This window comes from Flagellimonas meridianipacifica, assembly GCF_003001695.1.
Classification (GTDB): domain Bacteria; phylum Bacteroidota; class Bacteroidia; order Flavobacteriales; family Flavobacteriaceae; genus Flagellimonas; species Flagellimonas meridianipacifica.
The window spans coordinates 743,467-759,656 of record NZ_PVYX01000002.1 but is presented as its reverse complement, the minus strand read 5'-3'; the positions used below and the strand labels follow the sequence as shown (position 1 = coordinate 759,656).

Annotated in this window: 16 protein-coding genes; 14 read left to right on the top strand and 2 right to left on the bottom strand. The window is 40.3% G+C overall.

Features of this window, described 5'->3' with window-relative positions; translation table 11 throughout:
* The first annotated feature begins 5 nt into the window (after window positions 1-5).
* The 7 genes from CLV81_RS13485 to CLV81_RS13455 all read left to right on the top strand — a co-directional run bounded on the left by CLV81_RS13485 (window position 6) and on the right by CLV81_RS13455 (window position 5,264).
* On the top strand, window positions 6-812 hold the full coding sequence (locus tag CLV81_RS13485; protein WP_158259127.1) for an arginase family protein: 807 nt from the start codon (window positions 6-8) through the stop codon (window positions 810-812).
* Window positions 809-1,744: a carbon-nitrogen hydrolase family protein gene (locus CLV81_RS13480; RefSeq protein ID WP_106145624.1), complete on the top strand. Its 936-nt coding sequence runs from the start codon at window positions 809-811 to the stop codon at window positions 1,742-1,744. The genes CLV81_RS13485 and CLV81_RS13480 overlap by 4 nt, the downstream gene beginning before the upstream one ends.
* The gene (locus tag CLV81_RS13475) at window positions 1,741-2,781 is read left to right on the top strand and encodes a zinc-dependent alcohol dehydrogenase family protein (RefSeq protein WP_106145623.1); all 1,041 of its coding nucleotides are present in this window, start codon (window positions 1,741-1,743) and stop codon (window positions 2,779-2,781) included. Before CLV81_RS13480 ends, CLV81_RS13475 begins: the two co-directional genes overlap by 4 nt.
* A 3-nt stretch (window positions 2,782-2,784) precedes the next feature.
* Window positions 2,785-3,576 (top strand): ABC transporter substrate-binding protein, encoded by a 792-nt coding sequence (locus tag CLV81_RS13470; protein WP_106145622.1) that lies wholly within the window; start codon window positions 2,785-2,787, stop codon window positions 3,574-3,576.
* Window positions 3,566-4,138, top strand: a complete 573-nt coding sequence (locus tag CLV81_RS13465; protein ID WP_106145621.1) for a YdeI/OmpD-associated family protein — start codon at window positions 3,566-3,568, stop codon at window positions 4,136-4,138. Before CLV81_RS13470 ends, CLV81_RS13465 begins: the two co-directional genes overlap by 11 nt.
* Before the next feature lie 11 nt (window positions 4,139-4,149).
* A complete protein-coding gene (locus tag CLV81_RS13460; protein ID WP_106145620.1) occupies window positions 4,150-4,824 on the top strand; it encodes a helix-turn-helix transcriptional regulator in 675 nt (224 codons plus the stop codon).
* 62 nt (window positions 4,825-4,886) lie between these two features.
* The gene (locus CLV81_RS13455; protein WP_106145619.1) at window positions 4,887-5,264 is read left to right on the top strand and encodes an antibiotic biosynthesis monooxygenase family protein; all 378 of its coding nucleotides are present in this window, start codon (window positions 4,887-4,889) and stop codon (window positions 5,262-5,264) included.
* 86 nt (window positions 5,265-5,350) lie between these two features.
* On the opposite strand, the gene CLV81_RS13450 is transcribed toward CLV81_RS13455, so the two are convergent.
* Together CLV81_RS13450 and CLV81_RS13445 are read right to left on the bottom strand one after the other, a co-directional pair.
* Window positions 5,351-6,601, bottom strand: coding sequence for an MFS transporter (locus tag CLV81_RS13450; RefSeq protein ID WP_106145618.1), 1,251 nt, complete (start codon window positions 6,599-6,601; stop codon window positions 5,351-5,353).
* A gap of 20 nt (window positions 6,602-6,621) precedes the next feature.
* Window positions 6,622-7,146 (bottom strand): hypothetical protein, encoded by a 525-nt coding sequence (locus CLV81_RS13445; protein ID WP_106145617.1) that lies wholly within the window; start codon window positions 7,144-7,146, stop codon window positions 6,622-6,624.
* A gap of 159 nt (window positions 7,147-7,305) precedes the next feature.
* Between CLV81_RS13445 and CLV81_RS13440 the strand changes: the two genes are divergently transcribed.
* The 7 genes from CLV81_RS13440 to CLV81_RS13410 all read left to right on the top strand — a co-directional run bounded on the left by CLV81_RS13440 (window position 7,306) and on the right by CLV81_RS13410 (window position 16,180).
* The gene (locus CLV81_RS13440) at window positions 7,306-10,515 is read left to right on the top strand and encodes a VPS10 domain-containing protein (protein ID WP_106145616.1); all 3,210 of its coding nucleotides are present in this window, start codon (window positions 7,306-7,308) and stop codon (window positions 10,513-10,515) included.
* A 13-nt stretch (window positions 10,516-10,528) separates the two neighbouring features.
* On the top strand, window positions 10,529-12,448 hold the full coding sequence (locus tag CLV81_RS13435) for a S9 family peptidase (protein WP_106145615.1): 1,920 nt from the start codon (window positions 10,529-10,531) through the stop codon (window positions 12,446-12,448).
* On the top strand, window positions 12,438-13,157 hold the full coding sequence (locus CLV81_RS13430) for a DUF2490 domain-containing protein (protein WP_313790296.1): 720 nt from the start codon (window positions 12,438-12,440) through the stop codon (window positions 13,155-13,157). Before CLV81_RS13435 ends, CLV81_RS13430 begins: the two co-directional genes overlap by 11 nt.
* Window positions 13,154-14,374, top strand: a complete 1,221-nt coding sequence (locus CLV81_RS13425) for a bifunctional alpha/beta hydrolase/OsmC family protein (protein WP_106145613.1) — start codon at window positions 13,154-13,156, stop codon at window positions 14,372-14,374. The genes CLV81_RS13430 and CLV81_RS13425 overlap by 4 nt, the downstream gene beginning before the upstream one ends.
* Window positions 14,375-14,869: a YdeI/OmpD-associated family protein gene (locus CLV81_RS13420; protein WP_245912021.1), complete on the top strand. Its 495-nt coding sequence runs from the start codon at window positions 14,375-14,377 to the stop codon at window positions 14,867-14,869. It abuts the gene before it with no gap.
* Between the two features lie 97 nt (window positions 14,870-14,966).
* Window positions 14,967-15,701: a superoxide dismutase gene (locus CLV81_RS13415; protein WP_106145612.1), complete on the top strand. Its 735-nt coding sequence runs from the start codon at window positions 14,967-14,969 to the stop codon at window positions 15,699-15,701.
* 107 nt (window positions 15,702-15,808) lie between these two features.
* Window positions 15,809-16,180, top strand: coding sequence for a VOC family protein (locus tag CLV81_RS13410; RefSeq protein ID WP_106145611.1), 372 nt, complete (start codon window positions 15,809-15,811; stop codon window positions 16,178-16,180).
* Window positions 16,181-16,190 lie beyond the last annotated feature (10 nt).

The following is a 16,190-nucleotide window of genomic DNA, read 5'->3' as shown; positions in this document are numbered from 1 at the left end:
ATCTGTTGAAAATATATTTTCCACAATGGCAAGGCGCTGGTACCGGAGAAAAAATTGAAGATGGTGCCTTTGAAGTCCTGCAATATCTAGATGACCCAGATTTTGTAAAAATTCCACTTTCTAATATCCCAGCAGGAAAAAATGGTGAGCAAAGATTCAACATCAATAACTACGATGCCATTACCGAGCAGTTATCCCGTTTCAAAGAGTTTTTGGAAAAAGAACAGCCAACACAATTGGCAACAATCGGAGGGGATTGTGGACTGGAAATAGTCCCTGTATCCTATCTCAATGCAAAATATTCCAATTTTGGTGTTATTTGGTTTGATGCCCATGCTGACATCAACAAACCCTGCGACTCACCAAGCTGCAATTTTCATGGTATGCCGCTCAGAACGCTTTTAGGGGAAGGGGAATCTAAAATGGATGGTTTAATGTTCAGTAACTTAGTATCTTCCCAAATCCATTATATAGGACTTCGGGATATTGATGCCGCTGAGAAAATACGTCTTGAAGAAGGTAACATTTATCACCCCAGCAAAGTAAATATTATTGAACTCATTGAAACTCTAAAAGGTAAAGGCATTCAAAATTTGTATCTACATTTTGATTTTGATTGCTTGGAACCAAACGACTACGACAAAACCTATTACAATGTTCCCAATGGAGTTACCATCAATGAAGCGCTGACCTGTATCGAAGCCCTTCAGTCCAATTTTAATGTGGTTGGGACCAGCGTTTTAGAATCTATTACAGCTCAAACAGATGATTTGGTTCCCATACACGCAATCTTAAACACTTTGATGAAGTGAAAGTGAAAGTTGCCCTTATACAGGAAAGTCCCGTTTTTTTCAATAAGGAGAAAACCCTGCAAAAAGTAGCTTCCCTAACCCAAAAATATACCAAAGAAGGATGCCAGCTCATTGTTTTTCCAGAGTCTTTTGTTCCTGGATATCCTAGAGGATTCACTTTTGGAGCAACGATTGGTAAGCGCACCGAAGAGGGTAAAGAATTATATAATCATTATTTCCAAAATAGTGTTTGCCTTGAGGGAGCGGACCTGGAGTTTTTGGAAAAACTGGCCAAAGATTGCAATGCATATCTTGTGTTAGGAATAACAGAAAAGACCAATGAAAATGGTAGTCTTTACTGTTCCATGGTGTACTTCTCCCCTACCCATGGACTGCTGGGAGTTCATCGTAAAATAAAACCTACCGGAACCGAACGTATTGTTTGGGCTGAAGCCGCAGGAGAATCCTTAGTTACCTTTAAGACACCAATTGGAAAACTAGGTGGATTGATTTGCTGGGAAAACTATATGCCGCTGGCAAGAATGGCCATGTACCAAAAGAAAGTTGAGTTGTATATTGCCCCAACAGCAGACTCTAGACCAGAATGGACAGCAAGCATGCAACACATCGCTCTAGAGGGGCGCTGTTTTGTACTGGCATGTAATCAATTCTACACCAAATCCATGTACCCTGAAGCCTATCAACGTTTGGTTGCCAACGAAGATGAGGAAATTTGTCCCGGAGGTAGTTTGATAGTATCCCCCTCAGGAAAAATCATTGAGGGCCCTTTATTTGGAAAAGCTGGAGCCTTGGTTGCCGAATTGGATTTGGATGAAATCCATCAAGGTAATTTGGATTTTGATGTAGTGGGACACTATGCTAGGGATGATATCTTCAATTTACAGATTAATGGCCAGCCCGAAATGTTTGACGAAACCGATGATGATTTATGAAAGCCGTAGTATTTGAACAATTCCAAGGACCTTTGAGTCTACAAAAATTACCAGACCCCATGGTAAAAGATGATGGGGTCGTAATCCAAGTAACGGCGACAGGGCTTTGCCGAAGTGACTGGCACGGTTGGATGGGTCATGACCCAGATATCGTTCTGCCTCATGTTCCAGGACATGAGTTAGCAGGAATAGTACAATCGAAAGGTAAAAACGTAAAAAAGTTCAAAGTCGGAGATAGAGTTACCCTACCCTTTGTTTGTGGATGCGGTTATTGTCCGCGATGCGCTTCCGGTAATCATCACATATGCGATAGACAATCACAACCTGGCTTTACCCATTGGGGTTCGTTTGCAGAATATGTTGCTATCGATTACGCAGATACCAACCTTGTAGTACTTCCGGAGAGTATAGCGGATATTACGGCTGCAGCCCTAGGATGCCGATTCATTACTGCTTTTAGAGCCGTTGTTGAGCAAGGTCGAACCAAAGAAGGTCAATTCGTAGCTGTACATGGATGTGGTGGGGTTGGACAATCGGCCATTATGATTGCCAGTGCACTGGGTGCACAAGTCATTGCCATTGATATTCATGAGCCATCATTGCAACTGGCCAAGGACTTGGGAGCTTCTTTTTTGGTTAACGCTTCAAAAAGTGCTGACGTAGTGGCTGAGGTCGTTTCCTTGAGCAAAGGTGGCGCACATGTGTCATTGGATGCTTTGGGAAGTGCTGAAACCTGTTTTAATTCCATAGCCAACCTTAGAAAGCAGGGGAAACACATTCAAGTTGGGTTGATGACGGGAAACCATCAACATCCAAAAGTTCCAATGGACAGAATTCTAGCGGATGAGCTGGAAATATTGGGGAGTCACGGGATGCAGGCACATAAATACCCAGACATGCTTCAAATGATTGAAAAAGGACTGCTTCAACCTCAAAAATTGATAGAACGTACCCTTACCCTAGCCGAAACTGTTACCGAGCTTCCCAAGATGAATTCCTTTTCAAACTCTGGAATAATGGTTGTTTACCGTTTTTAATCTATGCAAAAGATACAGTTAAAAGACCAAATGGGTCGCGATGTGGTTCTAACTAAAGCCGTATCTCGAATTGTTTGTTTAAATCCTTCACAAACGGAAACACTAGTTGATTTAGGATTGGAAGAACATATCGTGGGAGTCACCAAATTCTGTGTACATCCATCTCATATAAGAAAAGTCAAAACGGTAGTGGGTGGAACCAAAAAGGTCAATTTCGATAAGATTCAAAAGCTGAATCCTGATATTGTTCTTTGCAACAAGGAGGAGAACACCCAAGAGATTGTAGAGACTTTGGAAAAGGAATATCCGGTTCACGTAACTGATGTTTCCAATCTTCAGGATACCTTAGAAATGTTACATCAGTATGGTCTGCTTTTCAATTGCAGTCAAAATGCGGAAAAGTTATGTGTTCGTATTCTTTTAGAAAAAAAGCAGTTTGACACATTTATGAAAGCCAAAACCAAAAAAAAGGTCGCCTATTTCATTTGGCAAAATCCATATATGGTTGCAGGCAAAGACACCTTTATTCACCATATGTTGGAAATCAACGGCTTTGAAAATGCATTTGCCCATCAGGATAGATATCCCACTGTTAGCCTTGAAGAATTATCAGATTTATCTTTAGACTTGATTCTACTTTCCACAGAACCTTTTCCATTTAAGGAAACTCACCAAAAGGAGCTTCAAGAACTGTTAGGGATTGAAGTAAAGCTGGTAGATGGGGAATACTTTTCTTGGTATGGTTCAAGAATGCTTGGGGCTTTTCAGTATTTTAGAAGTCTACATGGACATTGAACACTTTTATTTTAAAAATGATACCGAATGGCGGGAATGGCTTCATGAAAATCATGGGAGTTCGGCAGGTATATTCCTTATTTTCTATAAAGTGGACCATGAAATGGAAAGCATGCGTTGGGAAGAGGCCGTAAGGGTTGCTCTTTGTTATGGTTGGATAGACAGTACGGTTAAAAGCCTTGGGAACGGTAAAAGACGGCAATACTTCTGTCCAAGAAACGTAAAAAGTGTATGGAGCAAGGTCAATAAAATCCATATTAAAGAATTGTCCGCTGCCGGTTTAATGCATGAAAGCGGTTTAAAAAGTATTCAAATTGCAAAAGAAAATGGTTCTTGGACTGCATTGGATGATGTTGAAAATGGTGTTGTTCCTGAAGACCTGCAAAAAGCATTCAATAGAAATAAAAAAGCTTTTGGGAACTTCCAAAATTTCACTCCTGGTCAGAGAAAAAGCTATCTATACTGGTTAAATCAGGCAAAAAGACCAGAGACTCGTCAAAAAAGAATTAAAGAGATCATTGCTTTTTGTAGAGCAAATATTAAAAGCCGAAGTACAAGGTAATTGTCTATTTCATGAAACGTTTGCATAGACTCACATCCCTTTTGATAAAATTTCAAACCAAAAAATCACTCAAAGTCCGGGATTTAAGCGAACAATACAATGTTAGCACCCGAACTATTTATAGAGATATTAAAGCATTGGAGGAAGCCGGCGTGCCGATAGGGTATGAACCTGGAGAAGACTACTTTCTTTTGGAAGGTTATCAATTGCCTCCAATTCATTTTACTCTGGAGGAATCCCATGCGGTTGTAACGGCAAAAGCTATTATGGAACAGAACAGTGATTTTTCCTTGGTCAATAACTTCAATACAGTGGTAGAAAAAGTCAAAGCCGTTTTAAAAGCATCTCATAAAGAATCCACCTTTGAAATAGAATCGAGAATTGCTCCTTCCGTTAGCAAAAGGCAGTTTTCAAGTGATACCTTGGTAGATATTCAGAAAAGTATCACCGCGTTCAACGTTCTTCATCTTGATTATGAATCGGCAAATGGTGTGAGGACCAGCAGAAAAGTCAGACCCTTGGCCGTATATTTTACACAAGATCATTGGATTTTGGTAGGCTATTGTTTGTTACGGGAAGAAAATAGAGAGTTTCGATTGGATAGAATCAAAAATCTTAGCACCACCTCGGAATTTTTCCCGCCAAATCATTTTCGTTTGGAAGATTATTTTAAAAAACATTCTTAAATCCTTTTTTCGTGACATAGGGCTGTCATACTTCACATAGATCTTTGTTGAAACAATATTCAATGAAAATAATATTAACCGGGATTTTGGTCTTGACTTTTGGGCTTGGCCAAGCCCAAAAAGAAATTTCAATGAAACAAGTGAAATGTGTTGAGATGGTCATGTTCAGACCTCAAGAAAAAGTAAGTAACGACGAACTATTAAAGGCGATGACGGCTACGAATAAGATTGTCAAAAACTTTGATGGGTTTATTCATCGGTCTACATCCATCAACGATGACGGTGGTTTTTTAGACGTGGTCTATTGGGAAAGCAAAGAAGAAGCTTTAGAAGCTGCAGCAAAGGTCCAAAAAATACCAGAAGTCATGAAAAACTTTGCTTTGATTGACCCAAACAGTATCAAAATGAAACATTATGAAGTCTTCTCGGTTCAGGATTAGATAAACACTTTATCCTTTAGCATTCCGCAAGGGTCTCCTTGCGGAATACTATTATATCTCCCTTCCAAAACAGAGGCTGCGTATGGTTAATTTCTACCGTATTTTCTGTGATAAATGACTCCAGCTATACCGCCAACTAAGGAAAAACAGGCAAGCATTAAAAAAACAAGCTGGTGCCCTAGTTCTCCTGGATAAGAATCCAACAGATAACCTGAAAGCAAACCTGCAAAAATATCCGGAGTATACCCAACCAAAGAGACTAATCCGACAGCTGTTCCTGTAAGCACAATGGGTATTTTACCAATACGCATGACAGCAAAGTACAGACTCCTGCCGGCATAAACACCAACACCAACTATGGTGACCGATAAAAAATACAATAAGGTGGTTGTTGGTTCAATCCATCCTGATGCAAAAAGGAGTCCGCCAATAATACAAGCAACAAAACTGAATATCAACCATAACGTTATTTTGAATCGGTCTACAATTAAGCCAATAAGAACTCCCGTGATTGGTCGTAAAAACTGAAGAAATGTCCCAACTTGAGCCGATTCCACTTGGTCATATAGCATAACCTCTTCGGCATATTGGGAGATAATATCCGTAATCTTGTACCCCACATAAGCACAAAGAATAACGACCATTAACAGCCAAACCGAAGGTAACTTGAGCACCTGTTTTATTTCCTTTGTGGTAATTCGTTTCAGTACTAATTTGCTTTCATCTGAACCGGTCCTCATAAAAAACCAAGTCAATAGGCCTATCATGGAAATAATTAAAGAAGAAACATAAATCACATAGGTAAAGGCGTTCTTTCTTTCGTTTAGGGAAGCATCTTGAGGTACATCTATCAGGAAAAAGGAAAATATAAGCACACCAAGTAGACCAAACAGTGCTCCTGTCATTCCTCTACCCCCATCTAAAAACCCAAAGGCCCTCCCCTGAGAAGTGTCACCCCCCCAAACACGGGTAGCTTTTATCATAGGGGCCCAGAACAAAAAGATAGTGGTAAAGCCCCAATACCCATACAAGATTTTTAATGTAGTAAAACTTGGATATTGCGCATAAAGTATTCCTCCTAAGGCCGTCATCCAAAGAGCAATGGCAATTAGCTTTCGTGGAGGGTATTTATCCGCCAATGGGCCTCCAAATAAATAAGAGGGTATGGCTACTAATCCATAAACTGAAAAACAAAGACCAATTTCAACGTTGGTCAAGTCAAAAACATCGAGTACCGTAGGTCTAAAAATTCTAGGAAGTACAAAGGGAAGAATAAAAACGGCCTCACCAGAAAGTATCAAGAGAATAAGATAATACCACGGTGCCTTCTGTTTCATTGTGGCCAAGGTAAATAAAATTAGACCTTAATCCCAAGTAGTTTTTTTATGAATCTCCCTATGAGATAGAAAACGAAACAGACGAGGGCAAAAAGACTTCCAAAACCCATAGGTATCGCCGCACCAAAAGTAAAAGCGCTTCCCAATACCCACCCCAATAAAAATTCAGATTTATACAAAGGGAAAATAAAAGCCAATGCGAATATAATTAGCATGATATAGTCAATAATATCAATAGTAAAAGTGAAACAAAAGGCTATTATGATTGAGACAATCAATGCTGCTAAAAATCGAAGAACGACCAACTTCAAGTTTTCCTTGGAATCCGATGAGTTTACTCTTTTAGCAATGCGATACAACAAAAACCAGGTAAAAAATGGCAATGCCAAAGCGCCCAACCAATTGGGGATACCAGGTAAGTTTTTATCGTGAAGCAAATAGTGGGTGGGAATACCACCATTAAAATGGTCCCACAGAATATGGGTCAAGGCAAGCGCAGTAACTACAAGGGTAATAAGTATTCGGTGGTTTTTTGAAAATGTCATGGTTTGGTGTTTAGTAGAATGAAAGCTATTGTCATTATTAGACAATAGAATGTAAAATATGTTACGCTTTTAATCAAGAATTTAGACAACTACGTTAACACCTCTTTAAGAAATCCCCTTAGCGTTTTCCCTATCTTTAACCGACTAATTTTGCTAACGATGAAATACCTCTACACACTCGTGATGTGCTTCGCATCACTTTCTTTTTTTGCGCAAGATTTTAACATGGACCTGGTACAGGACATGAAACCTCGAAACATAGGCCCTGGAGGAATGAGCGGCCGTGTTACGGCCATAGATGTGGTCCTTTCCAATCCAGATGTAATGTACGTGGGTACGGCTTCGGGAGGATTGTGGAAATCTACTTCTGGAGGAATTAAATGGGAACCGATTTTCGACAAAGAAGTTACTGCTTCTATCGGAGCTGTTGAAATCCAACAATCCAACCCTTCCGTGATTTGGGTAGGAACGGGAGAAGGTAATCCTAGAAACAGCCTTAATGGGGGATACGGGATCTACAAATCTTTGGACGGTGGAAAAACTTGGAAGTCCATGGGGCTTGAGAAGACCCGACATATTCATAGAATTGTTGTTGACCCGACTAATCCAGATGTGGTTTATGTGGGCGCCATTGGTTCTCCCTGGGGTATCCATCCAGAACGTGGAGTATTCAAAACAACGGACGGTGGAAAAACTTGGAAGAAAATCCTTTTCGCCAATAATAAAACAGGGATAGCCGATTTGGTGATGGACCCTACCAATCCCAATAAATTGATTGCTGCTTTATGGGAACACAAAAGAGACCCTTGGTTTTTTAAGTCTGGAGGAGCTGGAAGTGGGCTTTACATCACCCATGACGGTGGCGAAAACTGGAAAAAACTAACTGATGAAGATGGACTTCCTAAAGGTGAGTTGGGTAGAATCGGTATTGCCATTGCAAAAAACAAACCCAACATTGTGTACGCCTTGGTAGAGGCTAAAAAAAATGCCCTTTATCGTTCCGAAGATGGAGGTATGAAATGGAAAAAGATTAACGATAAGAGTGATATTGGAAATCGTCCCTTCTATTATTCTGAAATTTACGTGGACCCTGAAAATGAAAATAGGGTATACTCCATTTTCACTTATGTAAATGTATCGGAAGATGGCGGGAAAAACTTCAAACAGTTAATGCCAGCCTACCAAGCAGACAATGGAGTTCATCCAGACCATCATGCTTGGTGGATTCATCCGGAAAATGGACAGTTTATGATTGATGGCAACGATGGAGGATTGAATATCACTAAAGATGGGGGAAAGACCTGGCGGTTTATTGGCAACATCCCAGTAGCACAGTTCTATCACATCAATGTGGATAATGAATTCCCCTACAATGTGTATGGTGGTTTACAAGATAACGGTTCCTGGAGAGGACCTGCATATGTCTGGAAAGACCAGGGTATTCGAAACGCATACTGGCAGGAAATTGCCTTTGGTGATGGTTTTGATGTAGTCCCTGATTTGGATAATAGTCAATATGGATACGCCATGAGCCAACAAGGTTTTGTAAGGCGATACGATTGGAAAACTGGAAATAATTATACAGTCCGCCCTACTCCACCAGATGCTGAGACTAAGTTGCGATTTAACTGGAATGCGGGAATAGGACAAGACCCATTTGATAACAGCACAGTGTACTTTGGAAGTCAATTTGTCCATAAATCCACAGACAAAGGACTGACATGGGAAGTGATTTCCCCAGATTTGACCACCAATGACCCTGAAAAACAAAAACAGAGTGAAAGTGGTGGGTTAACCATGGATGCCACCGGAGCAGAAAACCACTGTACTGTTTTGGTTATTGAGCCATCCCCAATAGAAAAAGATATGCTATGGGTGAGTACAGACGATGGTCGTGTGCATTACACCCAAAATGGAGGAGCTAATTGGACGGAAGTCACCAAAAACATTAAAGGATTACCAGCTGGCAGTTGGATTCCACAAATAAAAGCTTCAAAGAAGAACAAGGGAGAGGCTCTTTTAATTGCAAATGATTATAGAAGGTTCAACTATGAACCCTACGCCTACCGCACCAGAGATTATGGTAAAACGTGGACGCGCATTGTTGACCAGAACGATGTAGCCAGCTATACCCTTTCCATTGTAGAGGATGCTGAAAACCCGAATTTAATGTTCTTGGGGACAGATGACGGTTTATATCTTTCCTTAAATGCGGGAAACACATGGCAAAAATGGACTGAAGGATTTCCAACAGTGTCAACAAAAGATTTAGTAATCCATCCAAGGGAAAACGATTTAATCATTGGTACATTCGGGAGAGCGGCTTGGGTACTGGATGACATTCGACCTCTACGTGCTCTTGCAAGCAATACTGGTCTTATGCAAAAAGAAGTAGGCCTATTTCCAAGTCCGGATGCTTATTTGGCGGCGTATCAACAACCCAATGGTACTCGTTTTGGGGCTGATGCGCTTTACAATGCGGAAAACAGAAAGCGTGGTGCCATGATTACTTATTATATAAAAGAGGTGAAAAAGGATGTAGAAAAGAAAGATGACGACAAGGAAGAAAAAGAAGAATCCACAGATAAGAAGGAGTTAACGGGAGTTCAAAAGAAAGATTCCATTCAGTTCAATGTGTATGATGGCGGTCGATTAATACGAACCCTAAAATACAAAGCACCTAAAAAGGCTGGATTCCATCGTGTTTATTGGGGAATGGATGAAAAAGGACCGGATAGGCCTTCAAGAAAAATCAGCAAATCGAAAAAAGAAAACGGCGGAATCAATGTAAAACCTGGAAACTATAAGATCAAAGTTCACTTTGGGGAAGCCATGGATTCCACAATGGTAACCGTCAAAACAGACCCAAGGTTAAACGTTTCCACAAGTTCCATAAATGAAGTATATACCCTTGCAAAAAAATTGGATGGTCTTGTGCAAACTTCTGCAGATGCTGTAAAGCAATTGGTGGAAAACAAAGATTTAGCCAATAAGTTCGCAAAGGAGCTAAAGGAAATGGACAAAAAGAAGTATGAGGAACAGATCAAAGCTTCCAAAGACATTGTGAAAGAAATCGATTCTGTGGTAGCACTTTATATTGGAAAAGAGGACAAGCGCCAAGGAATTACCAGGAATCCAGAAGTTACGGTAATGCAGCGCTTAAACACTGCCGGTTTTTACGTAAGAACCCGTAAATCCGGAATCACATCAACAGAAAGGCAATTGGTACAATTTGCAGAAGATGACTTAAGCTCTGCCATAACAAAGACCAATGCATTCTTCGAAGAAAAATGGAAACCCTATAGAACCCAGATTGAAGCACTTGATTTATCACCCTTCAAAGAGACCAAAATCATTACTATTAACTAAATCAACAATCCCAATGAAAAGACTTTCAATTTTTATTTGCATTGTTCTGTTATGGAGCTGCAAAGAAGAACAAAAAGCCACCGAGACGGTCGAACCGCTTAAAACATACACCATTGCTCAAATGATGGATAACGAAGCTGTTGGTGGAGGCAGTTTTTCCCCAGACAATTCTAAACTATTGGTACACAGCAACCGTTCTGGCATCTACAATGCCTACACTATTGCAACTGCCGACGGAAATATGGAACCTTTGACGGCATCTGATAGTTCGTCTGTTTTCACAACTTCGTATTTCCCAAATGATGAACGTATTCTGTTGAGCAAGGACAATAATGGAGATGAAATATATCAGATTTATCTAAGGGATACCACGGGTACAATTACCAATCTTACCCCTTATGAAGGAGCAAGGGCCAATTTTTATGGTTGGAGCAAGGATGAAAAAAGTTTCTACTTCGGCTCAAACAAGAGAAACCCTCAGTACACCGATGTTTACAAAATGGATATCGAAACTTTTACGCCATCCCTAATCTATCAAAATGACGAAGGATTGGACGTGGGTGAGATTTCGGATAATGAGCAATATTTTGCATTGATAAAGCCCATAAATACCAATGATTCAGACCTTTTCCTTTATTCTGTTGCCGAAGGAGAGATGAAAAAAGTAAATGAAACCCAAAGTGGCAACTCCCCTGAGGATTTTTCCAAAGATGGAAAATACCTTTACTATACAACTGACGATGGTGGGGAGTTTTCATATCTAAAACGCTATAACATAGCCGATGGAACTTCTGAAAAAGTACTGGAGAAAGATTGGGACATCATGGGTTCTTATTTTACTCGCTCCGGAAAATATAGGGTTAGCTATATTAACGAAGATGCGAAAAATGTTATTGAGGTTTTTGATACAGCGTCCCAGCAAAACATAGAACTACCGCAGTTTGATGGTGGAGACATTACCAGCGTAGGCTTTTCCAAGGATGATTCCATGATGCGCTTTTACGTGGGTGGCTCCAATTCGCCTTCCAATTTGCACACCTTCAATCTTAAAACTAAGGAGCAGAATAAGTTAACTGATGTGCTTAATGAAGAAATAGTACCCGAGCATCTTGTAAAGGCCGAGGTTATTCGCTTTAACTCATTCGATGGAACCGAAATCCCTTCAATCTATTACAAACCTCATCAAGCTTCGGAGGAAAATCCTGTCCCAGCTTTGGTCTGGGTTCATGGAGGTCCTGGAGGGCAATCACGTCAAAACTTTAGCTCCTTAATTCAATATATGGTGAATCATGGCTATGCCGTATTGGCTGTGAACAATAGAGGAAGCAGTGGATATGGAAAGACTTTTTATCAAATGGATGATTTGAACCATGGCGATAAAGACCTAAAAGATTGTGTAGAGGGAAAAAACTGGCTGGCCCAGCAACCTGAAATTGATGGTGAAAAAATCGGAATTATTGGGGGGTCCTATGGTGGATACATGACCATGGCAGCACTTACATTTACTCCGGAAGAATTTGATGTTGGCGTAAACATTTTTGGTGTAACGAATTGGATTAGAACCTTGAAGAGCATCCCGCCATGGTGGGAATCATTTAAAGATGCGCTCTATAAAGAATTAGGGGATCCATACAGCGCAGATTCGGTTCGTTTGAAGCAAATTTCACCTCTTTTCCATACCAGTAATGTTACTAAACCCCTAATTGTACTACAAGGGGCACAGGACCCTAGGGTTTTACAGGTAGAGTCTGATGAAATTGTAGCAAGCGTCAGGCAAAACGGTGTCCCAGTAGAATATGTACTTTTTGAGGATGAGGGCCATGGATTTGTCAAGAAAGAAAACCAAATCACAGCTTACAGTAAAATTTTAGAATTCTTAGATACACATCTAAAGAAGGAAATAGAAAAACCAATTGAAGACAGTGATATTTAATATCAGAACGCTCCTCCTAGTCTTAATGGGAGGAGTTTTTTTTTGCAATGCCCAAGATACTGGAGAAGACGAACTGGGAGCATGGTACATGTATTTTGGTATGAACAGAATCTCGGAGCGCTTCAGTATCCATTCCGAGGCACAGTTCCGTTTTTACGAGTCCACTTCAAGTTTTAATCAACTTTTGCTCAGAACCGGATTAAACTATCATATCAATCCCAATGCAATAGCTACTGTGGGCTATGCTTACATTGATACGGACCCAACCTTTGAAAGTGACGAAAATTTGGTCAATACCATTTTGGAGCATCGGATTTTTGAACAGTTCATACTGACCAACAAAGTCTGGGAATTTCTTTTTGAACATCGGTATCGTTTGGAACAACGGTTTATTCGAAACAAATCGCTTCAACCTTTTGTAGAAGATGCTGTGGACTTGAGGCACAGGGCGAGATATCGCATTCAAATGACATTACCATTGACCAACACTTTTTTTCTGAATTTTTACGATGAGATTTTCATCAATTTACAGGATGACCTATTTGACCAAAATCGACTCTATGGAGCCGTTGGGATTCATCTTACGGAAAATAGTAATGTGCAAATAGGGTATTTGCGAAATCAATTCACCAATCAGGTTTTTGACCGCTTACAGATAGCTTTTTTCTTTAATCCCGACTTAAAGGGTATCTTTAAAAAGGAAAAATGAGCTTACAAAAAATAACTTTTGGCAACAAGGAGGGGCAGCAGTTGGTGGGACGTCTGGAACTGCCTGCAGACAGACACCCCCATAATTACGCAATTTTTGCACATTGCTTTACTTGTACCAAAAACCTGATGGCGGTAAAAAATATTAGCAAAGCACTTTCATCCAATGGGTTTGCCGTACTTCGATTTGATTTTACGGGATTGGGTGAAAGCGAAGGAGATTTTGCCGATACCAACTTTTCAGGAAATGTAAATGACTTGGTAGCAGCTGCGGATTTTCTTGCAGAAAACTACGAAGCTCCTACCCTAATCATTGGTCACTCTCTGGGTGGTGCTGCGTCTATTTTCGCAGCTGCAGAAATTGAATCCATTAAAGCTGTCGCCACTGTGGGTGCTCCTTCCAATCCTGTACATGTAAAGCACTTGTTCAAAAGTGGTTTGGAAGAAATTGTAGCCACAGGAGAGGCAGTTGTCAACTTAAGCGGCCGTGATTTCAAAATAAAAAAACAGTTTGTTGATGACTTGGAAACCAAGTCCCTTCCCGAAACTGCCAAAGCGCTCAGAAAACCTCTTTTAATCATGCACTCGCCACAAGATGATACTGTGGGCATTAAAAATGCAGAGGAAATCTATACCGCAGCGCACCATCCCAAAAGTTTTGTCTCATTGGATGGAGCGGACCATTTACTTTTCAATAAAGAGGATTCATTGTACGTAGGCGAGGTAATTTCCGGTTGGGCCAAACGGTACCTGCCCATCATGGAACGTATTGACTATTCTTTGAGGACCAAACATCAGGTAATGGCCAGTTTGGATGCTACAGATGAGTTTACAACACCAATGAAAGTTGGCAACCATTATATGTTGGCTGACGAACCAGAGAGTTTTGGAGGAAACGATTTTGGCCCTTCTCCCTATGAGTATGTTTCTGCCGGACTTTCGGCGTGTACGGTAATGACCGTGCAGATGTACGTAAAAAGAAAAGGATGGCCTTTAGAAAACATTGAAGTCCATACCTCATACAGCAAAACCCATGCGGAAGACTGCGAGCATTGTGAATCAGAATCGGCCAAAATAGACACCTTCCACCGTGAAATTAAACTTACAGGAGACCTCGATGAAAAGCAAAAAACACGAATACTTCAAATTGCAGACAAGTGTCCTGTGCACAGAACGTTACATAGTGAAACGAAGGTGATCACAAAACTGATTGACTAAATGGAAAGCCCTGGTTTTGAAGTAAGCATTGCGGGGGCATCCTACGGTATGCATGTAGTTTCAGTTCCAGAAGAAATTGCACAACCTTTTATTTCCAAAGGACACAAAAGGGTAAAAGTCATCGCTTCCTTTGAAACAAAGTCTATCGAATTCTATGCGGCACTTCAAAAAAGGCAAAACCTCTTCTATATAATTTTCAGTAAGAACCATCAAAAAAATCTTGGGATTTATCAAAACGACTATTTTACAATGCAGTTATTTGAGGACACATCCAAATATGGAGTTGAAATGCCCGAAGAGTTTGAAGCAGTATTATTGAGTGATTATGATGCCTATCAGATTTTTGAAGGACTTACCAGTGGCAAGAAGCGAGGAATAATCTATATGATTTCAAGATATAAGAATTCACAGACCCGGATAGATAAGTCTCTTCTGCTTTGCGAAAATCTAAAAAGGGGCATACGCGATGCAAAAGATTTGCTAAAACCCTTATAAAACAAACAGGTAATCTTAATGCCTTATCAATCGATTTTTAAAATTCATTGATATGGAACGTAATTATCCCTAACTTTAGAAAAGATAAAACAACATCATGAACAAGCGTAAATTCTTGAAACAAACCGTCATTGCAACAACGGGAGTGTCCGTTGTTCCATCTTTAATGCTCTCTTCCTGCAAAACTGAAACTAAAAAAGAAAAAACTATGGAAACTACAGAAAGTACGGCTGCTGCCGCTTCCTTCACTCTTCCCGAAATCCCTTACGGATATAACGCATTTCCAGACACCATAGATGCCATGACCATGGAAATACATCATTCCAAGCATCATCAGGGATATACAAATAAGCTTAACGCCGCCTTGGAGGCAGCAAATATCTCTGGAAAATCCATCGAGGAGATATTGACCATGGAAAATCTACCTACGGCCATACGAAACAACGGAGGAGGTTTTTATAATCACACGCTTTATTGGGATATACTTACCCCTGGTGGACAAGGTATGAGTGATGCATTCAAAGCTAAAGTGGTTGAAGATTTTGGTTCTGAGGAAGCGCTTAAAAATCAGTTGGCAGAGGCTGGCGCAAAAAGATTTGGGTCAGGCTGGGCATGGTTATGTCAAGATGCCGACAACAAACTACATGTTTGCTCAACGCCAAATCAAGATAATCCCTTAATGAAGGTTGCTGAAAGAATGGGTACCCCCTTGTTGGGAATTGATGTTTGGGAACACGCATATTATCTAAAATACCAAAACAAAAGAGGTGAATATCTTCAGAATATTTTGAAGATTATTAACTGGGAAAAGGTAGGCTCACGCATGTCGTAATCTGTTTACTTCAAAGCAAGCCGAACTGAATATAGCTTCACTTCTTTAGAATAAATCAGTTATTAATATAAGAGCGGTTCCATACCGCTCTTTTTATCTAAACCAATATGAAACTAGGTGCATTTTCAATCAGTTTGGCCGTTAAAGACCTAGCTGTCTCCAAAGCTTTCTATGAAAATTTGGGATTCAGTGTTTTTGCGGGTGAAATGGAACGAAACTATCTCATTATGAAAAACGGTAATGCTCTTGTTGGTCTTTTTCAAGGCATGTTTGAGCAGAACATTCTGACCTTCAATCCCGGATGGGACGAGAATGCGAATGCCTTGGACTCTTTTGATGATGTCCGGGATATCCAGAAAAGCTTAAAAGAAAAAAAGGTCGCATTGGCTTCTGAAACAGATGAGACTGGTTCTGGACCTGGTAGTTTCGCGCTGACCGACCCGGATGGGAATACCATTCTCATAGATCAACACGTTTAGTAGCTGAAAC